This is a genomic window from Bradyrhizobium sp. WBAH42, assembly GCF_024585265.1.
Lineage (GTDB): Bacteria > Pseudomonadota > Alphaproteobacteria > Rhizobiales > Xanthobacteraceae > Bradyrhizobium.
The window spans coordinates 5,392,125-5,412,184 of the sequence record NZ_CP036533.1 but is presented as its reverse complement, the minus strand read 5'-3'; the positions used below and the strand labels follow the sequence as shown (position 1 = coordinate 5,412,184).

Here is a 20,060-nt window from a genome sequence, read left to right as displayed (position 1 = left end):
CTCTGGATTGCTTCGCTTCGCTCGCAATGACGAGCAGAGAGAGCCGTTTGCAGAACAAGAAGGAAATCATCCCATGCACGACAATGACAACCTCACCATCGAGCGCCCGACCTTCGTCACCCATCTCGAATGTGCCATGGAAGGCGACCATTACGCCGCCGACCAGGTCCACAACCTCTCCAAGGCCGGCAAGCCGCTTCTGGTGCGCTACGATCTCGCGGGCGTGAAGAAGGCGCTGACCAAGGACGCACTCGCCCAACGCCCCGGCGACATGTGGCGCTATCGCGAGCTGCTGCCGGTGCGCAAATGCAAGGACATCGTCTCGCTCGGTGAAGTCACGACGCCTCTGATCCGGCTGCCCAAGCTCGGCAAGAAGCTTGGCGGCGGCGAGATCATCGTCAAGGACGAGGGACGCCTGCCGACCGGCTCGTTCAAGGCGCGCGGACTGGTCATGGCGGTGTCGATGGGCAAGGCGCTCGGCATCAAGCACATGGCGATGCCGACCAACGGCAATGCCGGCGCGGCGCTGGCGGCCTATGCGACCTCCTGCGGCATCAAGACCACGATCTTCTGCCCGGCGGATACGCCTGAAGTGAACGTCAGCGAGATCGAGCTCCAGGGCGCGACCGTCTACCGCGTCAACGGCTATATCGACGATTGCGGCAAGATCGTCGGCGAGGGCAAGGCCAAGGTCGGCTGGTTCGACACCTCGACCTTGAAGGAGCCGTACCGCATCGAAGGCAAGAAGACGATGGGCCTGGAGCTCGCCGAGCAGCTCGGCTGGGACGTGCCCGACGTGATCTTCTATCCGACCGGCGGCGGCACCGGCCTGATCGGCATGTGGAAGGCCTTCGACGAGCTGGAGAAGATCGGCTTCATCGGATCAAAGCGCCCGCGCATGGTTGCGGTGCAGGCCTCGGGCTGCGCGCCGATGGTGCGGGCCTATGAGGCCGGCACCGAGCACGCGACGCGCTGGGAGGACGCCCACACCATCGCCTCGGGCATCCGCGTGCCGCAGGCGATCGGCGATTTTCTCATTCTACGCGCGGTGCGCGAGAGCAAGGGCTTTGCCATTGCGGTCGACGACGACAAGATCTCGGCGGCGCTGAACGAGGTCGCGCGCGAGGAGGGGCTGCTGCTCTGTCCCGAGGGCGCCGCAACCTACGCCGCCTACAAGGAGAGCCTCGCCGACGGCCGCGTCAGCAAGACCGACCGCGTCATGCTGTTCAACTGCGCGACCGGTCTGAAATACCCGCTGCCGCCGGTCACCCGCACGCTCGATCGTCACAAGCCGATCGACTATTCCCAGTTCTAGCGCGGCAATACGCCACGAATGATCCCTCTTCCCGTACGCGGGAAGAGCAAGAACAATATCGACATCGCTGGGGAGAAGACAATGACGAAGGCCGTCTGGGCTGCGCTGATTGCTGTTCTCGCTGTCGCAGGCGTCGCGCGCGCCGACGATTATCCCTCCCGTCCCATCACCATCATCGTGCCGTTCGCGGCCGGCGGGCCGTCGGATGCGATGGCGCGCGTGCTTGCCGAGCGGATGCGCGTCTCGCTCGGCCAGCCCCTGGTGGTCGAGAACGTGACCGGAGCAGGCGGCTCGATCGGGGTCGGCCGTGCCGTGCAATCGCCGCCCGACGGCTACACCATCTCGTTCGGCCATCTCGGCACCCACGTCGCCAACGGCGCCGTCTACAAGCTCAAATACGACCTCGTCGCCGACCTCGAGCCGGTGGTGCTGCTGCCGAGCAATCCGATGATCGTGGTCAGCAAGAACGCGGCGCCCGCGACCTCGCTGAAGGAGCTATTGGACTGGCTGAAGTCGCGGCCGTCGCCGCCGACCGCCGGCACCGCCGGCGCAGGCTCCGGCAGCCACATCGCCGGCGTCTATTTCGAGAGCGTCTCCGGCATCAAGCTGCAATACGTGCCGTATCGCGGCACGGCGCCCGCGTTGAACGACCTGATCGCCGGCCAGATCGACATCATCGTCGACCAGACCTCCAACTCCATCAGCCAGGTCCGCGCCGGCACCATCCGCGCCTACGCCGTCACCGACGACAAGCGCCTCGCCTCGGCGCCCGAGATCCCGACCGCGGAGGAGGCGGGCCTCAAAGGCTTCAACATGACGCTGTGGTCGGGCATGTGGGTGCCGAAGGGCACGCCGAAGGAGATCGTCGCAAAGCTCAATGCCGCGGCCGTGGAAGCACTGAACGATCCTGCGGTGAGGAAGCAGCTCGAAAGCCAGGGCCTGGAGATGACGCCCAAGGATCAGCTCACGCCCGAAGCGCTCGCCACGCGGCAAAAGGCCGAGATCGCGAAATGGTGGCCGATCATCAAGGCGGCGAATATCAAGGTGGATTGAGACGGTCGGCGCAGGCCTCGCGGTGTGGCGAGGTTCCGCGAATTTTCTGAGTAGGCCGCCAGCCCGGCCATCTCGGTCACTGCCGCGTTTGTGGGCCGCGGGCGCTCACGACGTGGTTTGGTGATCGAGTGCCAGCGCACGGTCCAGGCATTGCATCAGATCCGAGGCAGCGAACGGCTTACCGAGAAAACAGATTGCGCCCGCATTGAGTGCCCGCACACGCACGCCGTCATCCGGGAAAGCTGTGATGAATATGAACGGCGTGGCCGAACCCTGCGCCCGCATCTGCGTCAACAGATCGATTCCGCTCATCAGCGGCATCTGCACGTCGGCGATCACGCACGAGGTGTCGCTCGAATCGGTCGAGCTCAAGAACTCTTCCGCCGAGGCGAATGTGTGGACGTTGTATCCGCGCGATTCCAAGAGATTGTTGATCGCGGCCCGAACGTAGGGGTCGTCGTCAAGCACCGAGATGACCGAAGCCACTGACAAGACGTCCGCTCCTCGCCGGGAATTACGCTTGCCGTCGCCCACGGCTACAACATAAAGGCGTAAGGTGGACCTGCCGGTCACGATTGGAAACTCATACTTAGGTTTGTGCATCGGACTTGTTCGGGCCAATCCCGAGCGCCTCGCTCATTCTCACCAGGTCGGCCAGCGACTTCGCGCCCATTTTCCGCATGATCTGGCCGCGGTAGATTTTGACGGTGATTTCGGCCAATCCGAGCTGGGCGGCCACCTGCTTGTTCATCAGGCCGGACGTCACCAGTGACAATACGTCTCGCTCCCGCGAGGACAGTGACTCGAAGCGTGATCTGACGGTCGAGACCGTCCTGTTGAGGTCGCGGCGCTTGCGGTCTCGCTCGATCGCGGCCTGGACTGCGTCGAGAATGTCCTGATCGCGGACCGGCTTGGTCAAGAAGTCGATCGCCCCGCTCTTCATGGCCCGAACCGTCATGGGAATATCGCCGTGACCGGTAATGAAGATGATAGGCGTGTGGATATTTGCCTTGGCAAGATCGGTCTGCAGCTCGAGGCCGCTCGTTCCGGGCAGGCGGATGTCGAGCACCAGGCAGCTTGGGACGTCTGGCGGCTTGGCCTGGAGGAGCTGCGGCGCCGAGCCGAATGCTTCGACCTTGAGACCGACCGACTCGAACAGATTGGTGAGCGCACGGCGCATGGACGCGTCGTCGTCGACGATGAGGACAATGGGCTGATCGCCGTCCTTCTGTGGCGGCGAAGAGTCCGCGCGCTCGGTCACGATGCTTCCTCTCGATGGAGGGGCAAGGTAATCTGAAAAGTCGCGCCGCGCTCCTGATTTGGCACGGCGTAAAGTCGTCCGCCATGGGCCTCGATGATCGATCGACAGATCGACAGACCCATGCCCATGCCGGAGGACTTCGTGGTAAAGAACGGCGTGAAAAGGCGGTCCATCGCCTGTTCGCTGATGCCGACTCCGCGGTCGGAAACGCTCATTTGCATCGCGCCATCGCCGCTCGCCTCTGAACGGATCGCCAGCTCGCGCGGGCGATCGTGGACGTCTCCCATGGCCTCGATCCCGTTCATGATGAGGTTGATCAGGACCTGCTGCAATTGAATGCGATCGCCAAAGATCCTCGGCAGCGCCGACGACAGCTCCATGCGGACGGACACGGCGTGGCTGGCCATTTCGCGCTGAACGAGTGCGACGGCCTCCCGCACGACCGCATTGGCATCGAGCGGAACCATCTCGATGTCAGACCCCTTGGCGAGCGCCCGAACGTGACGGATCACGTCGCCGGCACGCCTGCCGTCCTCGATGATCCACTCCACGGAGCGGCGGGCCGCTTTGATATCCGGCGGATGGCGCTGCAGCCAGGCGAGGCAGGCGTCGGCGTTTGCGATCACCGCGGCGAGCGGCTGATTGATTTCGTGGGCAATCGAAGCGGTCAGCTCACCCAGTGTCGTGACACGTGTCACATGGGCGAGTTCGGCCTGGGCCTTGCGCAGCGCGTCTTCGGCTTGATTGGCCCGGATGGCCGCGGTCACGTCGGAGCAAACGCCACGGTAGCCCAGGAAAGCGCCGTCGGCGTCGAAGAACGGCTTGCCGCTGGTCCGGACGTAGATTGGCCGTCCATCGCGGTCTCTGCTGCGATACACCAAGTCGCGGAACGGGACGTGGGCGTCGAGCGCCGCTCGATGTTGCCGCCATTTTTCGGGCTCGAGAGCAGCGTCAGGAGCAATGTCCCAGCGTGTGAGCCCGATCAGGCCCGCGGGGACGGTGTTGGTATCGGAGTGTTCCGATATCTGGGTGACGCGATGGTCTGGGCCGGTTTCCCAGAACCAGTCAGACGCGGTTTCGGCATAATCTCGAAAGCGCTGCTCGCTGTCACGAAGCCTACGCTCCGCCTCTTTGGTCGCCGTGATGTCGGTCACCGATCCGACGAACTCCACGCGACCGTTGGAATCTCGCGTCGCTCGTGCCACCGCTCTAACGTATTTGATGGAACCGTCGGGCATCACCAGCCGGTATTCGTGATCATAGTCTTTCCCTTCGCGCGCCGCCTGGCCCGTCGTCTGCTTCACAGCGAGCCGGTCCTCCGGATGGATCCGCTGAAGCATGAATGGGATCGCGGGCTTCGTCCCCTCTTCGCATTCGAAGATGCGATAGGTCTCCTTGGACCAGGTGATCTCGCGGGTTGCGGCCTTCCAGCCGAAACTACCGGTGTGGCTCAATTCCTGCGCCTGGGCGAGGTAAGCCTCGCTCTGTCGCAGCGCGTTCTCTGCCTCCTTGCGCTCGGTGATGTTCTCGCAGGCGACAAGCACGATTGGTCCGCCATTGGCCCGCAGCATGGCCTTGGCGTTCTCGCGGACCCATAACATCGAGCCGTCCTTGCGAACCTTCCGGATTTCCCAGGTGTGTGACTGATCAAGGGTCTTGAGGCACAACGCGACACAGGCGCGGACAGTGGCGCGATCTTCCGCGAGGAAGACATCCAGCACGGATCGGCCGATCAACTCGGCCGGCGTGTAGCCCAGCTGCTCGGCGCCGAACGTGTTCACGTTGATCACGGTACCGGCCGGATCGACCATGAAGTACATGACCGGCGTGTGCTCGAAGACCTGCTGCCACTGCTTGACCGCCTCGAGCAAGTCGGCGGCATTGGAATCGGTGCGCGGCTTGGCGGGAACAGTTTGCCTCAGGCAGCCGACGAGGAATTGCGCGGCTGACTTCCCGAACGTCGCTGCCCGGCCAGGCTTCATCGCAGACGCTCCCGGCACTCTCTGCGTGAAGATGAGTAGAGCACGTTGCGGCGAGAGGAGCAATTCCAGCCAAAGTCGGATCGGCGGTCATGACATTCGCCTTTGGACTGTCCGCTCGCCGCCGGGTCCATTGTGGCGCATCAAGGACACCGTGCTGGCCAAGTTTTCACGGTAACCGTGCAGCCGAAGCGTCGTGCGCCGTCTCGTTGAACTCGAGCAGCGTGGGCCCCCCGGGCGAATACGGGACAAACCTAGGTATAGCTCCTCCATTCCTAGTCATGTCGGCCATTTTACCTCCGTACAATTGAGCGCTTCGCGCCCGGCGGACTAGCCTCTCGACCATCGAGAGTGTCGAAGGGAACAACTGAGAAAAGCGCAAGCAACAGAGGGAGACAACAATGTGCGATATGTCGGTACTTCCTGAGCGTCACCGATCGGAGTCCGAAAGTTGCTCCTCGCTCAGCGGATGTGCAGTTTGCGGCGGCAAGTTTGGCCTGATCCGCTACTACTCCTGGCGCACGGCGCTCTGCTCAAAGAAGTGCGTTGATCGTTTCCGCACGCGAAGCGAACGCGACCGGCAGTGGTTGTTTCGGGCTCAGGTCGCATAAGGCTGCATTGGAGAGCTGATCCGGGAGGCTGTGTCGTTGAACCGCTCATGCAAGCTCTTCTGCTGGATCGTTCTCATCACCCCCATCGCGGCCCTCCAGGCACAGGAGACGGGACACGGTGCCGTTCATCGCCAGCACCCACCTCAGGACCAGGCGCTGCACGAAAAATTCTATTCCACCTGGCACATGCCGGACAACCCGAGCGTCAGTTGTTGCAACAGCGCCGATTGTTATCCGACCGACATCAAGTACATCGAGGGCCAGATCTATGCGCGGCGCCGGGAGGACGGGAGATACATCCTGATCCCACCGCAAAAGGTGGAGCGAAACAGGGATAATCCGGACGGCCGAAACCATCTGTGCGCTCCACCGCCAGCACTGTCTCCGCTCGACAGCGTTTACTGCTTCGCTTTGGGAGGTGCCACATGAGATTCGCGTTCGTGCTGGTCAACGGCCGGACCCCGTTCCGGCAGACCTGGTGCATGCAGTGCTGCGAGCCGATCAGCGGCAGCTATCTGCGCGAGATCGCGACCCGTCTGCCTTACTGCGATCATCAGTGCTACGCGCTGTTCTGCGAGACGCTCGCGAAAGATGGTGTGAGAGCCGCTTCATGAAATTCGTGGTGGTCAATCACGAGCCGCCGTTGCACGCGGCCACGTGCAGCACATGCTCGCGTCCCTTGCGCTCCGGCTATGTCCGCCATGCGCGGATGCAGCGCCGTTACTGCGACGACAATTGTTATCGGCGCGGCGAATTCTCCACGCTGTTCATGCAATGGCCGGTGCCTGGGCGGACAGAACCGGCCCTAGGGAACGTCGAGCTCGCCGCTGGCAGCATGATCGAGATACTGACGGTCATGAGTGCCGTCTGGTGCTGGAGCTGCACGATCAGCGCCTGGACCGTCGCGAGAGCCTTGACCGGCGCATGTTTGGACAGTTGCGATCTGATCACGATGGAAGGAGGTGACACCTAGCTGCGCGACTGCACTCGCGTGGGAGCCGCAGCACCGTATCCTTGCAGGCGTCGCGTCCAGCCCCGGCGGCGTCGATCAGGGAGCGGGTGCTGCGGTCGCCACTGGCGCCGCTGCGCCGGCCTCGTGCGTCACCACGCGCTGGTCGCTCTTGCCGGCGATCATGCCGCTGCCCTCGAATTTTGCGCGGTAGACCAGCACGTTCTCCATCACGCGCTGGACGTAGTTGCGTGTCTCCGACAGCGGGATGCGCTCGACCCAGTCGACCGGATCGACATTGGGATCGCGTGGATCGCCGCGCGCCTGCACCCACTCGCGCACGCGGCCGCGGCCGGCATTGTAGCCGGCGAAGGTCATGATCTGGTTGCCGCGATATTCCGACAGGAGCGCGCTGAGCTCGGCCGCGCCCATCTGGGTGTTGTAGACGGGATCGGACACCATCCTGTCCCAGTCATAGGTCAGGCCGAAACGTTTGGCGGTGTCGCGGCCCGCTTCCGGCGTCACCTGCATCAGCCCGACCGCGTTGGCCGGCGACTTGTCGCGCTGATCGAACGAGCTCTCGGTGCGCGCCACCGAATAGATCACGCTGGTCTCGATCGCAGGCGCAACCTGCTTGTGCTCGGGAATGCCGATGGTCGGGAAGGCGTAATGGTCGAGCGCGAGCCCGCGCGCCAGCGCGGTCTTGCCGACCTCCAGCATCACGCGCGCATCGTTGCGCCGGCCGGCGAGCTCGGCGAGCGCTTCGAGCGCGGTGACATCGGTGCTCGCCTTGGCGAAATCCTCGGCGTAGTAGAACACCATGTCGCGCTCGCCGATGCCGTAGAGCATGTCGGCGGCGCGCACGCGCTCGTCCGCTAGCTGCGTCTCGGCCGAAGCCAGCACGGGCGAGGGCGGACGCAGCTCGATTCCATCGAGGCCGAGCTTGGCGCGGGCGAGCTGGCCGTAATAGGCGGTCTGATAGCGCGCCGCAGCCCGATAGCTCATGCGCGCATCGGCCGTCGCGCCCATGGCTTCGGCGGCGCGGCCGCGCCAGTAATGGGCCCGCGAGAGCGCAATCGGATTGGCGGAGCCTTCGTCGATCGCGGCGAAGTGCATCATCGCCGTCCTGGGATCGTTCAGAAAGCGCAGCGCGATCCAGCCGCACATGAAGTGATAGTCGATGCGATAGACTTCCTTCTCCGGCACCGCGGCCATACGCACGACATCATAGGCGGTCCTGGACTTGCCCTGGTCGAGCAGCTTGCGCGCGAGCAGGCGGCGCTCGCGCCACCACGCGTCGGTGTCCTGGGCCGCCATGGTGTCCGGCGCGGCGGCGAGGATCACCTCGGCGGCATCGTCGATGCGGTCCTTCTGCAGGTGCCATTGGGCGCGGCACAGCACGTAGCCGAGATCGCGGCGTGCTTCGGCCGGGACGTCCTCGAGATAGTCCTTCGCCTTGTTGGCCTTGCCGGTGACGCCGGCGCATGCCTTGACGATCGCGAGCGCATCCTCGCCGAGCCGCTTGGCCGCGCGCCGCGCGCCTACATAATCCTTGGCGCCGAGACGCTTGTCCATGCGGGCACGATGATCGTCCGCCGTGAGCAGATCACGGAAGGCTTCGTAAGAATCCTCTTCGCTGCGCTCGGACAATTCCTCCGCGCGCCAGGTTTCCCGGACCAGCCGCGCGGCCCTGTCGGTCTCGCCTTCGGCGAGCAGCACGCGCGCGAGCGCAAACTTGCCCTTGGCGCTGGTCGGCCGATCCATCGTGAACTTGTGCACGATGGCCGCGTCGGCCTTCTCCTGCCACAGCCGCGCCTCGGCGCGGCGGCGGAGCAGGGCGCTGCTCGGCCAATCGGGATTGGCCGCGAGGAAGGCGGCGTAGCGCTTGAAATTCGCGGTGCTCTCGGAATGGCGCAGCATGAACCAGTCGGCGAGCTTCTGTCCCGCGGGATCGGCAATGCGGTCGCGCGCAGCGCTCGCATCCTCGGTCTTGCCCTTGCGCGTCAGATCGATGGCGTCCTTCAGCGCGGCGAGATCGCCGGTCAGCGGCGGCGGCGCCGGCTTGTCCGTGGGCTTGTCGACCGTCTTCTTCGATTTGCGCTTGGCTTCGGCGTGCTTGCCATGACGCGCTTTGCCGGCGGCGGCGTGGCGGTGCTTGCCGGCCTTGGCCTCGTGCGTCTTCTTCAGCGCGGATGATTTGTGATTGCTCTTCGCCGCCAGCTCGGTGGGAAGGAGGGCCATTGCGGCCACGGCAACGACACACGCGAGCGAGCGTAGGCACTGGTTCATTCGATGGTCCCCCCCTGCGAAAACCACTACAAACCAAGGTCCGCACATGCGGCTTGCGAATCAAAGCATCGAACGATGCGCCGGCATCGTGTCGCACCCTCAAGCTGTCGCAACAATGCGGCAAAATACGGATTGGAACTCGGGAACTTCCGAAACGGCGGAAGAGGCAGTGGTTTTAACCTTTGTTAACGATTGGGCTCGCGCGACGATTACGCACGGCGCAGGACGTCACAGCAGCCAGATTGCGCGTGTTCCCTCGGCCAAATCCGGTGTATGAGTTCCCTCGCTTCATCCTTTCAGCGTTTGCCCTGCACCTATGCCGATTTTCAACCAGTCGATCCGGCGCAAGATCGTCGGCATCGCTCTCGGATTGATCGTCCTGATGCTGGTCACCTCGATCCTGTCGATGGTGATGTCCAGCCAGGTCGGCATTTTGCTCGACGAGCTGACCAACCGCTACATCCCCGCCTATAGCCATCTGGCGCGTGCGAACATCCGCTCGCTGGAGCGGGCCCTAGCACTGCGGCGGATGGTGATGAGCAGGATGGAGGCGCCGTCGGACGAGGAGGCCTATGTGGCGCGCCTTCGCGACTTCGAGGCGCTGGACCGCAAGTTCGAGCAGGAGGCCGAGGCCGCACGCAAGCTCATCAACGCGATCATCGACGACCCCAGGACGTATTCCGACAACGCCGCGCTGGCACGGCTCGACGTCCGGATCGAAAGCTCCGTCACCGAGCTGCGGCGCGATCTGGACGAGGGCAATGCGAAACTGCTCAAGCAGGTCGAGGTCAAGGATATGGTTGCGGCCCGCGGCACGCTGGAGCACCTCGACACGCTGCGCGATGCGTTCAACCGGAAGATTGATGCGATCCGCGCCGACATGCTGGCGCAGGTCTATTTCTCGACGTCGCAGGTGATCGGCCGCCAGCATCAGGCGATCATCGTTTCGGGCGTCGTGACCCTGCTCGCGGCGATCGTCGGCTTTGTCTTTGCGCTGCTGGTGAGCAGTGGCATCACGCGCCCGGTGCGGCTGCTGCTGGCCGGCGCCCGCGAGGTCGAGGCGGGCCGGTTCGACAAGCCCATCACCGTCTCGACGCAGGACGAGATCGGCGAGCTTGCTGCCGCCTTCAACCGCATGATCGAGCAGCTCAGGCACAACGAGCGCATTCGCGAGACCTTCGGCCGTTACATCGACCCGAAAGTGGTGCAGGGCCTGATCGACCGGCCGGAGGTCGCCATCGACGGCGAGCGCCGGGTGATGACCATCATGTTCTCCGACATGAGCGGCTTCACCTCGATGAGCGAGGGCATGACCCCCCGCGGTCTCGTCAAGGTGATGAACCACTACTTCACCGTGATGTCCGCTCCGATCAGAAACAATCGCGGCATCATCGACAAATATATCGGCGACGCCATCATGTCCTATTGGGGACCTCCCTTCATCGAGGAGGATGAGCAGGGTCTGCTCGCCGGGCTTGCCGCCGTCGAGATGGCCGATCAGGTGCCTGCGCTGCAGAAGCAGCTGCCGGATCTGCTCGGCATCCGCGCCATGCCGGCGCCGTGCGATCTGCGCATCGGCATCGCCACCGGCGAGGTCCTGACCGGCAGCATCGGGTCCGAGCTGATGATGAGCTTCACCGTGATGGGCGATGCCGTGAACCTCGCCTCGCGGCTGGAGGCCGTCAACAAGGTCTACGGCACCCGCATCCTGATCTCGCAGGCGACCGCGGACGGGATCGGATCGCGGCTCGAATTGCGCGAGATCGATCGTCTGGCGGTCGCGGGTCAAAGCGCGCCGCAGGCGATCTTCGAGGTGATGGCGAGAGCGGGCGCACTCACCGAGGCGCAAGTGACGTTGCGCACGCATTATGCCGATGGTCTCGCCGCCTATCGCGGCCGGCGTTTCGACGAGGCGCACGCCGCCTTCAATGCGGCGCTCGAGGCGGTCCCAGGCGACGGCCCCTCGCGCACGATGCTCGTCCGCATCGCGCAGTTTGCGGCCAGCCCGCCGGATCCCAATTGGGACGGCGTGTGGCGGCTGGAGCAGAAATAGCGATGCCTTGCGTCCGGCACGCCGCGCCGGAAAAAAAGATGCTACTCCATAACGATGTTCGCCGTGACCTATTTCCCGGGCTTAGGTTGGATGTCCCTGAGGCGTCTGACGGGGACACGCCGATGACACATCTTGAGGACAGGCTGGAACGGTTCGAGACGCTCACCGCCGAATGCGAGCTGATCGCCAAGCTCGCCACCGAAAGCAGCAAGCGCGAGTTCTATTTGAAGCTCGGGGAACAGTACCGTCAGCTGGCCGTCGACATCCGGCAGGCGATCGCGACGACGGCTGCGGCCTAAGCCGGGCTGAAATCCGTTCTTAACGTTTGGCGCGCATCCTTGCAGCAAGCGAGTATCGCTGATCGGCGACGCTCGTGGTGGGAAGGCCGGGGTTCGCTGCAATGCAGCGCGTCCCGTGAGTGTGATTTGCCATGCTTGACAGGGCAATCCCATGCGCCTCGCTGCAGTGATCATGTTCGCGCTCATGACGGCGGCCTGCGATCAGGAGCAGGACATCACCGGCTCGACGACGCCGGCCTGTCCGTTGCGCAACTACAGCTACAATCCCCGCGATATGAACCAGTGTGTCAGCGCCTGCAAAACGTGCGACCGCGGCACGACAGTGACCTGCACGACCTCCTGCACCCTCAAGGGGGCTCGCTGAGCGGGGCACTTGCAGGGGATCGCAATCCCGCGACGCCACCGGTGAGCGTCGCAACGCAATCCGCCATCCGACGCTCTTCGGTTGCGCGGAACCAGTAGCGGCCCGAGGCAAGGCCGGCGGTGCTTGGACACCGGAACGATTCACATGGATTAATCATTGAAGGAAGCGGCAGGATTCGGAGTCCGATGGAATGGGTATGCTCGATCCCGGTCGTTTTCTGGTGTCGTGCTCGCATTGCGATGCCTGGCCGATGGCGGCCAATGTGAAGCGGTCGACCTGGTCGGCGTCCCCGCACGAGGTCCGCTTCGTCTGCACGCGCTGCCGACGCGAAGAGACGGCGATCGTTTCGGCCTCCGGCGAATTGACGCCCATCAAGCGCGTCGATGTTCCGCCACGCGACGTTGCAGTCGCCTGGGCCCAGGCGCAACGCTTGCGCGGACGGTCCTGATGATTGCGATCCTCGGTTCGCCGGTGCCCGGCTCGCGGCGATAGCTGCGGTCGTCGCAAGCACTTTCACGCACCGAACGTTCGCCGCCCGGTCGCAGCTACCCGTCAGAGCCGGGCCACGTTTTGATGTCGATGGGGCTGTCACAAGCCCGCAAACGAACTAGAATTGGATGGGAAGGAGATCATCCATGGCCCTCGGCATCGTGCCGCCTCACGCGGACCATCTACGGCTTGATCCGGTGGCACCGCGCCTTGCGCCGGTGTTCTGCTTTGCGCTGCTGACCTTGTCATGCGCGCTTGCAAGCTTCGCGCTCGCCTGCGCAACGCCGTTCGCGGCGTTTGCAGTCGTCGCGGCCGCGATGCTGCCATTGCGCAACGCGCTGCTCGTCATCGCCGGTGCCTGGCTCGTGAACCAGGGCATCGGTTTCGGAGCCTTGCACTATCCCGTTGACGGCAACACCATCGCCTGGGGCCTCGTGATCGGCGCCGCAGCGCTCCTGTCCACCGCGGCAGCGTCCGCGGTGCTCCGCATGCTGCCGCAGCGCCGCACGCCCATGATGCTTGTGGTCACGCTCATCGCCGCCTACGCGGCCTATGAGATCGCGCTGCTGGCGGCAACGCCGTTCCTCGGTGGCGAGGACGCGTTCACCGCCGCCGTCGTTGCCCGTCTCGGGCTGATCAGCGCCGCCTGGCTCGCCGGGCTCGTTGCCGCCTGCGAGATCGTCCGTCTGTTCGATCCGTTCGGGCGCCGAGGCGCGATGTCGGCCTGAGCGGCTCGCCTCGTACGGCAGAAGCGCTCCGGCGCGGACGCGAGAGGGGGCAGAGGGGACGACTCACTTGCGCGCATGTCATCGCACCACGCATTGCGAAATTAGAGGTTGTAGCTTGCCGTCTGGACGAGAGTATCATGGTAAGCATACCCGTGTCTTCCCGGTAACGATTGTGCTGCCTGTGCAACACCCATCCCGGATTTAACCCTCATAACCGGCGGTTCGCATCGCCGCCGCTTTTTGGCCACACCCGACCATGAATAAAATCGCTCTAAATTTCTAACGGCAACGGCGGTCTTCGAAGGCGACGAGAAAATCCCAAGGTCGATTCAAATCTTGGCTCTGATTTTTCGGGTCTGAAAGGGTTGGCCGGGGAAACTGGTTGCGATGGGCGCGAAGATCGACAAGCAGAGGCTGCCGAGCCGTCACGTGACGGAAGGCCCTGCGCGCGCGCCGCATCGGTCCTATTTCTACGCGATGGGTCTGACCACCGAGCAGATCCACCAGCCCTTCGTCGGCGTCGCCTCGTGCTGGAATGAAGCCGCTCCCTGCAACATCGCCCTGATGCGCCAGGCACAGGCGGTGAAGAAGGGCGTGGCATCGGCCGGCGGTACACCTCGTGAATTCTGCACCATCACCGTGACCGACGGCATCGCCATGGGTCACGACGGCATGCGCTCCTCGTTGCCGTCGCGCGAGTGCATTGCCGATTCGGTCGAGCTGACCGTGCGCGGCCACGCCTATGACGCGCTGGTTGGGCTCGCCGGCTGCGACAAGTCGCTGCCGGGCATGATGATGGCGATGGTCCGCCTCAACGTGCCCTCGATCTTCATCTATGGCGGCTCGATCCTGCCCGGCAATTTCCGCGGGCAGCAGGTCACCGTGCAGGACATGTTCGAGGCGGTCGGCAAGCACTCGGTCGGGGCCATGTCGGACGAGGACCTCGACGAGATCGAGCGCGTCGCTTGCCCCTCGGCCGGTGCCTGTGGCGCGCAGTTCACTGCCAACACCATGGCGACCGTCTCCGAGGCGATCGGGCTGGCGCTGCCGTACTCGGCCGGTGCCCCGGCGCCGTACGAGATCCGCGACGCCTTCTGCATGACCGCGGGCGAGAAGGTGATGGACCTGATTGCCCAGAACATCCGGCCGCGCGACATCGTCACCCGCAAGGCGCTGGAGAATGCCGCCGCCGTGGTCGCGGCGTCCGGCGGCTCGACCAATGCTGCGCTGCACCTGCCGGCGATCGCGCACGAGGTCGGCATCAAGTTCGACCTGTTCGACGTCGCCGAAATCTTCAAAAAGACACCATATGTCGCGGATTTGAAGCCGGGCGGCCGTTATGTCGCCAAAGACATGTTTGAAGTAGGTGGCATCCCGCTTCTGATGAAGACGCTGCTCGACAACGGCTTCCTGCACGGTGATTGCCTTACCGTCACGGGCCGCACGATCGCTGAAAACCTCAAGAGCGTGAAATGGAATCCGCACCAGGACGTGGTGCATCCGGCGGACAAGCCCATCACCGTGACAGGCGGTGTGGTCGGTCTGAAGGGCAATTTGGCGCCAGAAGGTGCGATCGTGAAAGTCGCGGGAATGTCCAACCTCAGGTTTACTGGTCCGGCCAGGTGCTTCGACCGTGAGGAGGACGCGTTCGAGGCGGTCCAGAACCGCACCTATCGCGAAGGCGAAGTCATTGTGATCCGCTACGAGGGGCCGAAGGGCGGTCCCGGCATGCGGGAAATGCTCCAGACCACGGCAGCGCTGACCGGCCAGGGCATGGGCGGCAAGATCGCGCTCATCACCGACGGCCGCTTCTCCGGTGCCACCCGCGGCTTCTGCATCGGCCATGTCGGGCCGGAGGCGGCGGTCGGCGGCCCGATCGGGCTGCTCGAGGACGGCGACATCATCGAGATCGACGCGGTCAACGGGACCCTTGACGTAAAATTGAGCGACGCCGAGCTCGCCCAGCGCAGAACCAAATGGAGCGCCCGCGCGACTAACCACACGTCGGGTGCGCTCTGGAAATATGCTCAGCAGGTTGGACCGGCGATCGGAGGGGCAGTGACCCATCCGGGCGGCGCGCACGAGAAACAGTGCTATGCGGACATTTAGGCGTGCCACAGTTGCGTTTGTGTTGGGGGCGGCTGCGCTGGCCGCGCCGGCGTTCGCCTTCGACGGTGCGCCGGTCAACCCGAAGGACGCCACCATCCCGGTCGTGACGACCTTGCCCGGCGCTGCGGGTGCGGTGCGCACCAAGGTTCCGCCTGCGGTCGCGACCCAGGAAACCTCGCTCAGCGCCTTGCAATATGCTGCCGAGGGCGGCCACCCGATCGCGCAGTGGAAGCTCGGCCGCATGTACGCCAACGGCGACGGCGTCGCCCAGGACGATCTGCGTGCCTTCGAATATTTCAGCCGGATCGCCAACGCGCATGCCGAGGACAGCCCGTCGGCGCCGCAGGCGCAGATCGTGGCCAACGCCTTCGTTGCGCTCGGCCGGTACTATCTGGCCGGCATCCCGAATTCGAAGGTCAAGGCCGATCCGGACCGCGCCCGGGAGATGTTTTCCTATGCCGCATCCTATTTCGGCAATGCGGATGCGCAGTACGACCTCGCTCGTCTGTACCTGAAGACCCCGGACGCCTCGCGCGAGGACTACCGTTATGGCGCGCGCTGGCTTGGCCTCGCCGCGCAGAAGGGCCAGCACCAGGCCCAGGCGCTGCTCGGCCAGATGCTGTTCAACGGCGACCGCCTGCCGCGGCAGGCCGCGCGCGGCCTGATGTGGCTGACGCTGGCGCGCGACAGCGCCGGCGCCGACGAGGTCTGGATCAAGGAAAGCTACAACCGCGCCTTCGCGAAGGCCTCCGACGACGACCGCGCCATGGCCCTGCAAATGCTGGAGCAGTGGGTGCAGGGGCGTCGGGAGTAAGCACGGTCTCGTAGGGTGGGCAAAGGCGCCTCGGCGCCGTGCCCACGATCTCTCTCCGCCATTGCGAATGGTGGGCACGCTTCGCTTAGCCCACCCTACCGGCAGTTGCGACTGCCGCTCGCTCCCACCGACTCTGCGGAGGCCTACGCCGCCTCCAGATCCAGATCCGCCCACACCGGCACGTGGTCCGAGGGCTTCTCCCAACCGCGCACGTAGCTGTCGATGCCGACATTGGCGAGCCTGTCGCTGGCCTGCGGCGACAGCAGCAGATGATCGATCCGCAGCCCCTGGTTCTTCTGCCAGGCCCCGGCCTGGTAGTCCCAGAAGGTGTAGAGCCCGCCCTCGTCGCTGACGGCGCGCAAGGCGTCGGTGAGGCCGAGGCCGAGCAGGGACTGGAAGCTCTCGCGCGTCTCGGTCTTGAACAGCGCGTCCTCGGTCCAGGCAGCCGGATTATGCACGTCGCGGGCATGCGGGATGACGTTGAAGTCGCCGGCCAGGATCAGCGGGACCTCCTCCTTGAGTCGCTCCTTCGAATAATCAAGAAGCCGCGACATCCATTTGAGCTTGTAGGGATATTTGTCGGTCCCGACCGGATTGCCATTGGGCAGGTAGAGGCAGGCGATGCGCAGCACGCCGGACTTGAGCGTCACCACGCCCTCAAGGAAGCGGGCATGGGTATCCTCGTCGTCGCCGGCGAGGCCCGACTTGGTCTCGTCGAACCGGAGCTTGGATAGCAGGGCGACGCCATTGAACGTCTTCTGCCCGTGCGTCACCACGTTGTAGCCGAGCGCCTCGATCTCCAGCCGCGGGAAGGCCTCGTCGACACATTTGATCTCCTGCAGGCAGACGATGTCCGGCTGGCACTCTTTCAGCCAGGTCAGGAGCAGATCGATCCGCTGCCGGACCGAGTTCACGTTCCAGGTGGCTACTCTGATAGGCATTGGGAGGGCTCCGGGCAGGGGGCTTGGTTAGAACAAAATGCAAACGTGCCCGTCAAGACGGCCGCAAAATCTCCCACAAAATTAACCCGGCTTAAGCAGGCCGCACGCCATTGATCATCAAGAGGTTCCTCGGATGGATGGCCGGACAAGGCGATGAAGCGAACTCAGCCGCGTGACGGCCTGCTCGGCGCGTTCCTGTATTGGCTCGGCGGCTTCGAAATCGAGGACGGTCTGACGGCCGATCTCAGCGAGCGCGAGATCCGCCGCATCCGCGCCAAGCAGATCGACGCGGTCACCCAGCTGATCCCCGTGACGATGGCCGTGACGATGCTGAACGTCGCCATCGTGCTGATCCTGTTCTGGGGCAGGGGCTGGAACGACTTCCTTGCGATCTGGGGCCTGACGCTCGCCGCCACCGCTTCGCTTGCGGTGCGCGCATGGCACAAGTCGCATCAGAACCCGCCGCAGGAAGCATCGCCGCGCGCGGCGCGGCAGACGCTGCGGCAGGCGTTTTTTCTCGCCGCGATCTGGGGCGCGCTGCCGCTCGCTCTGTTCAGCCGCATCGAGCCGACCAGTCAATTGATCCTGGCCTGCCTGATGGTCGGCATGATGTCAGGCGGCGCCTTCACGCTTTCGACCTTCCCGCGCGCGGGCCTCGTCTATCTCGCCACCATGACGATCGCCTGCGCCGGCGCGCTGCTTTTGTGCGGCACCGGACCATATCTGGTGACCGCGGTGTTCCTGCTGCTGTTCGCATTCTTCATGGCGCGCAATATCGTCTCGCAGGGCAACCTCTTCCTCGGCAATCTCAAGGCCCAGCTCGAGCTCGAGCGCCAGACCGAGATCATCTCGCTGCTGCTGAAGGACTTCCAGGAGAACGCCAGCGACTGGCTCTGGCAGACCGATGCCGAGGGGCGCCTCGTCGACGTGCCGCAACGCTTCGCCGACGTCGCGCAGCTGCCGCTTCCGCTGCTGAAAGGCTCGCATTTCGCCGACGTGCTCGACATGCTCTGCCCCGAGGACAAGAGCGCTGCCTACAACATCGTCGGCCTGATGGAGCAGGCCGAGCCGCTGCACGAGATGAATCTCAAGGTCGTCGCTGGCGGCGAGGCGCGGCTGTGGTCGCTGACGGCGAAGCCGGCCCATGACCGTGAAGGCCATTTCCTCGGCTATCGCGGCTTCGGACGCGACGTCACCGAGCGCTGGCGCGCGGAAAAGGCTGAGGCCGAAAGCCGCGCCAAGTCCGACTTCCTCGCGGTAATGAGCCACGAGATCCGAACCCCCATGAACGGCGTGCTTGGGCTTGCCAGCATGCTGCTGGAGACAAAACTCGATCCGGAGCAGCGCGAGGCCGTCACCACGATCCGCGAGTCCGGCGACAACCTCCAGCGCATCCTCAACGACATTCTCGACCTGTCAAAGCTGGAAGCCGGCCGCTTCCAATTCGAGGCGATCGACTTCGCGCCGCAGGCGCTGGTCGAGACGGTTGCGACCGTCGTGCGCGCCAGCGCCAAGAGCAAGGGGCTCAAGGTCAAGGTCGAGCTCGATCCGAACCTGCCGCCGACGCTCCGCGGCGACGTCGCGCGCATCCGCCAGGTGCTGCTCAATCTCGCCTCCAACGCTGTGAAGTTCACCGACGAGGGCGAGGTGACGATATCGGCGACCTGCCAGGCGCGGCGTGACCTGCTGGCGACCGTCGAATGGACGGTGACCGACAGCGGCATCGGCATCGCGCCCGACAAGCTCGGCCTGCTGTTCAGCGATTTCGCCCAGGCCGATGCCTCGATCAGCCGCCGCTTCGGCGGCACTGGCCTCGGCCTTGCGATCAGCAGGCGGATCATCGAGCAGATGGGCGGCACCATCGGCGTCACTTCGACGCCGGGCGAGGGCTCGACCTTCTGCTTCACGCTGGTGCTGCCCTGGAGCCAGGCGCAGGCCTCCGATCAGGCTGGCGGGCGCGACCAAGCCGACGAGCTCAAGGCCCGGATCGCCGGCCTCGACCGGCCGCTGAAGGTGCTGGTCGCGGAAGACGATGCGGTCAACCGCATGGTCGTGAGCAAGATGCTGGGGGCTTTCGAGGTCGAGTTGCGCGTCGTCACCGATGGCGTCCAGGCCGTCGAGGCGGTCTCCGAGGGCGCCTACGACGTCGTGCTGATGGACGTGCGCATGCCCGACATGGACGGCCTTGCCGCCACCCGCGCAATCCGTGCGCAAGGCGACCGCTTCGCAGCCTTGCCGATCGTCGCGCTGACCGCCAATGCCTTCCCCGAGGACATCAAGATCTGCCGCGAAGCCGGTATGTCGGACTTCCTGGCCAAGCCGCTACGCAAGCCGGCGCTGATCGGAGCACTCCTGCGTGCGCTGGACGGCCACGTCATGTCGGAGGACGCACCGCTCCAGCCGGAGTTGATGCCGACCGAGGTGGCGTGGACGGACGAGGAAAGGCAGATAACGGGCGCGTAAGCGCGCTACACCGAGAAGCTCGTCCCGCAGCCGCAAGACGCCGTGGCATTCGGATTGTTGACGCGGAACGAGGCGCCGATCAGGTCGTCGACGAAATCGACCTGCGATCCCGCCAGGAACGGCTGCGAGGCGGAATCGACCAGCACCACCGCGTTGTCCTGCTCGATCACGAGATCGTCGTCGGTACGGGCGCGGTCGATGTCGAACTTGTACTGGAAGCCGGAGCAGCCGCCACCCTCGACCGAGATGCGCAGCATCGCGCCCGACCCTTCGCCCTTGAGGATCTCCCCAATCCGGCGTGCGGCCCTGTCGCTGATGGTCACGGCACTCGTCATTGCTGGTC

19 protein-coding genes are annotated in these 20,060 nt (G+C 64.6%); 13 read left to right on the top strand and 6 right to left on the bottom strand.

The window, feature by feature from the left end; all coding sequences use genetic code 11:
- Nucleotides 1-73 precede the first annotated feature (73 nt).
- On the top strand, nt 74-1,315 hold the full coding sequence (locus DCG74_RS25330) for a threonine synthase (protein WP_172783643.1): 1,242 nt from the start codon (nt 74-76) through the stop codon (nt 1,313-1,315).
- Between the two features lie 81 nt (nt 1,316-1,396).
- The gene (locus tag DCG74_RS25325) at nt 1,397-2,368 is read left to right on the top strand and encodes a tripartite tricarboxylate transporter substrate binding protein BugD (RefSeq protein ID WP_172783644.1); all 972 of its coding nucleotides are present in this window, start codon (nt 1,397-1,399) and stop codon (nt 2,366-2,368) included.
- Nucleotides 2,369-2,473: 105 nt separating this feature from the next.
- Here the strand turns inward: DCG74_RS25325 and DCG74_RS25320 are convergent, their stop codons facing one another.
- From DCG74_RS25320 to DCG74_RS25310, 3 genes are all read right to left on the bottom strand, one after another.
- The gene (locus DCG74_RS25320; protein ID WP_172783821.1) at nt 2,474-2,860 is read right to left on the bottom strand and encodes a response regulator transcription factor; all 387 of its coding nucleotides are present in this window, start codon (nt 2,858-2,860) and stop codon (nt 2,474-2,476) included.
- Between the two features lie 97 nt (nt 2,861-2,957).
- Nucleotides 2,958-3,629: a response regulator transcription factor gene (locus tag DCG74_RS25315; RefSeq protein WP_172783645.1), complete on the bottom strand. Its 672-nt coding sequence runs from the start codon at nt 3,627-3,629 to the stop codon at nt 2,958-2,960.
- Nucleotides 3,626-5,611, bottom strand: coding sequence for a PAS domain S-box protein (locus DCG74_RS25310; RefSeq protein WP_172783646.1), 1,986 nt, complete (start codon nt 5,609-5,611; stop codon nt 3,626-3,628). Before DCG74_RS25310 ends, DCG74_RS25315 begins: the two co-directional genes overlap by 4 nt.
- Before the next feature lie 644 nt (nt 5,612-6,255).
- Here DCG74_RS25310 and DCG74_RS25305 point away from each other — a divergent pair.
- Genes DCG74_RS25305 through DCG74_RS25295 form a run of 3 tightly spaced genes read left to right on the top strand, consistent with a single transcriptional unit; the run spans nt 6,256 to nt 7,192 of the window.
- Complete coding sequence (locus tag DCG74_RS25305; RefSeq protein ID WP_172783647.1) at nt 6,256-6,648, top strand: hypothetical protein; 393 nt, start codon at nt 6,256-6,258, stop codon at nt 6,646-6,648.
- Entirely contained in the window at nt 6,645-6,833 is a 189-nt protein-coding gene (locus DCG74_RS25300; RefSeq protein WP_172782859.1) for a hypothetical protein, read from the top strand. Before DCG74_RS25305 ends, DCG74_RS25300 begins: the two co-directional genes overlap by 4 nt.
- Nucleotides 6,830-7,192, top strand: a complete 363-nt coding sequence (locus DCG74_RS25295; protein WP_172783648.1) for a hypothetical protein — start codon at nt 6,830-6,832, stop codon at nt 7,190-7,192. Before DCG74_RS25300 ends, DCG74_RS25295 begins: the two co-directional genes overlap by 4 nt.
- Nucleotides 7,193-7,267: 75 nt before the next feature.
- Here DCG74_RS25295 and DCG74_RS25290 read toward each other — a convergent pair whose 3' ends face one another.
- The gene (locus DCG74_RS25290) at nt 7,268-9,457 is read right to left on the bottom strand and encodes a lytic transglycosylase domain-containing protein (RefSeq protein WP_172783649.1); all 2,190 of its coding nucleotides are present in this window, start codon (nt 9,455-9,457) and stop codon (nt 7,268-7,270) included.
- A 316-nt stretch (nt 9,458-9,773) separates the two neighbouring features.
- On the opposite strand from DCG74_RS25290, the gene DCG74_RS25285 reads away from it, so the two are divergent.
- The 7 genes from DCG74_RS25285 to DCG74_RS25255 all read left to right on the top strand — a co-directional run bounded on the left by DCG74_RS25285 (nt 9,774) and on the right by DCG74_RS25255 (nt 16,313).
- Nucleotides 9,774-11,510 carry an adenylate/guanylate cyclase domain-containing protein gene (locus DCG74_RS25285; protein WP_172783650.1) on the top strand — a complete coding sequence of 579 codons (1,737 nt, stop codon included), beginning with the start codon at nt 9,774-9,776 and terminating at the stop codon, nt 11,508-11,510.
- A 122-nt stretch (nt 11,511-11,632) separates the two neighbouring features.
- A complete protein-coding gene (locus DCG74_RS25280; RefSeq protein ID WP_172783651.1) occupies nt 11,633-11,809 on the top strand; it encodes a hypothetical protein in 177 nt (58 codons plus the stop codon).
- A 151-nt stretch (nt 11,810-11,960) separates the two neighbouring features.
- Complete coding sequence (locus DCG74_RS25275; protein WP_172783652.1) at nt 11,961-12,173, top strand: hypothetical protein; 213 nt, start codon at nt 11,961-11,963, stop codon at nt 12,171-12,173.
- Between the two features lie 190 nt (nt 12,174-12,363).
- The gene (locus tag DCG74_RS25270; protein WP_172783653.1) at nt 12,364-12,621 is read left to right on the top strand and encodes a hypothetical protein; all 258 of its coding nucleotides are present in this window, start codon (nt 12,364-12,366) and stop codon (nt 12,619-12,621) included.
- Between the two features lie 187 nt (nt 12,622-12,808).
- Entirely contained in the window at nt 12,809-13,390 is a 582-nt protein-coding gene (locus tag DCG74_RS25265) for a hypothetical protein (RefSeq protein WP_172783654.1), read from the top strand.
- Between the two features lie 387 nt (nt 13,391-13,777).
- The gene (gene ilvD, locus DCG74_RS25260; RefSeq protein ID WP_172783655.1) at nt 13,778-15,499 is read left to right on the top strand and encodes a dihydroxy-acid dehydratase; all 1,722 of its coding nucleotides are present in this window, start codon (nt 13,778-13,780) and stop codon (nt 15,497-15,499) included.
- Nucleotides 15,486-16,313 carry a tetratricopeptide repeat protein gene (locus DCG74_RS25255; RefSeq protein WP_172783656.1) on the top strand — a complete coding sequence of 276 codons (828 nt, stop codon included), beginning with the start codon at nt 15,486-15,488 and terminating at the stop codon, nt 16,311-16,313. The genes ilvD and DCG74_RS25255 overlap by 14 nt, the downstream gene beginning before the upstream one ends.
- Nucleotides 16,314-16,456: 143 nt before the next feature.
- Here the strand turns inward: DCG74_RS25255 and xth are convergent, their stop codons facing one another.
- Nucleotides 16,457-17,254, bottom strand: a complete 798-nt coding sequence (gene xth / locus DCG74_RS25250) for an exodeoxyribonuclease III (protein ID WP_172783657.1) — start codon at nt 17,252-17,254, stop codon at nt 16,457-16,459.
- Between the two features lie 153 nt (nt 17,255-17,407).
- Here xth and DCG74_RS25245 point away from each other — a divergent pair, with 153 nt between their 5' ends.
- Nucleotides 17,408-19,717: an ATP-binding protein gene (locus tag DCG74_RS25245; protein ID WP_172783658.1), complete on the top strand. Its 2,310-nt coding sequence runs from the start codon at nt 17,408-17,410 to the stop codon at nt 19,715-19,717.
- Nucleotides 19,718-19,722: 5 nt separating this feature from the next.
- On the opposite strand, the gene erpA is transcribed toward DCG74_RS25245, so the two are convergent.
- Nucleotides 19,723-20,052: an iron-sulfur cluster insertion protein ErpA gene (gene erpA / locus DCG74_RS25240; RefSeq protein WP_172783659.1), complete on the bottom strand. Its 330-nt coding sequence runs from the start codon at nt 20,050-20,052 to the stop codon at nt 19,723-19,725.
- Between the last annotated feature and the right edge of the window lie 8 nt (nt 20,053-20,060).

Bases quoted from the DNA above. Each gene is read 5' to 3' on its own strand.
- DCG74_RS25300 (WP_172782859.1), top strand. From the start codon at position 6,645: ATGAGATTCGCGTTCGTGCTGGTCAACGGCCGGACCCCGTTCCGGCAG.
- DCG74_RS25255 (WP_172783656.1), top strand. From the start codon at position 15,486: ATGCGGACATTTAGGCGTGCCACAGTTGCGTTTGTGTTGGGGGCGGCT.
- DCG74_RS25310 (WP_172783646.1), bottom strand. From the start codon at position 5,611: ATGAAGCCTGGCCGGGCAGCGACGTTCGGGAAGTCAGCCGCGCAATTC.
- DCG74_RS25330 (WP_172783643.1), top strand. From the start codon at position 74: ATGCACGACAATGACAACCTCACCATCGAGCGCCCGACCTTCGTCACC.
- DCG74_RS25270 (WP_172783653.1), top strand. From the start codon at position 12,364: ATGGGTATGCTCGATCCCGGTCGTTTTCTGGTGTCGTGCTCGCATTGC.
- DCG74_RS25325 (WP_172783644.1), top strand. From the start codon at position 1,397: ATGACGAAGGCCGTCTGGGCTGCGCTGATTGCTGTTCTCGCTGTCGCA.
- ilvD (WP_172783655.1), top strand. From the start codon at position 13,778: ATGGGCGCGAAGATCGACAAGCAGAGGCTGCCGAGCCGTCACGTGACG.
- DCG74_RS25245 (WP_172783658.1), top strand. From the start codon at position 17,408: ATGAAGCGAACTCAGCCGCGTGACGGCCTGCTCGGCGCGTTCCTGTAT.
- xth (WP_172783657.1), bottom strand. From the start codon at position 17,254: ATGCCTATCAGAGTAGCCACCTGGAACGTGAACTCGGTCCGGCAGCGG.
- erpA (WP_172783659.1), bottom strand. From the start codon at position 20,052: ATGACGAGTGCCGTGACCATCAGCGACAGGGCCGCACGCCGGATTGGG.
- DCG74_RS25265 (WP_172783654.1), top strand. From the start codon at position 12,809: ATGGCCCTCGGCATCGTGCCGCCTCACGCGGACCATCTACGGCTTGAT.
- DCG74_RS25280 (WP_172783651.1), top strand. From the start codon at position 11,633: ATGACACATCTTGAGGACAGGCTGGAACGGTTCGAGACGCTCACCGCC.
- DCG74_RS25285 (WP_172783650.1), top strand. From the start codon at position 9,774: ATGCCGATTTTCAACCAGTCGATCCGGCGCAAGATCGTCGGCATCGCT.
- DCG74_RS25295 (WP_172783648.1), top strand. From the start codon at position 6,830: ATGAAATTCGTGGTGGTCAATCACGAGCCGCCGTTGCACGCGGCCACG.
- DCG74_RS25275 (WP_172783652.1), top strand. From the start codon at position 11,961: ATGCGCCTCGCTGCAGTGATCATGTTCGCGCTCATGACGGCGGCCTGC.
- DCG74_RS25290 (WP_172783649.1), bottom strand. From the start codon at position 9,457: ATGAACCAGTGCCTACGCTCGCTCGCGTGTGTCGTTGCCGTGGCCGCA.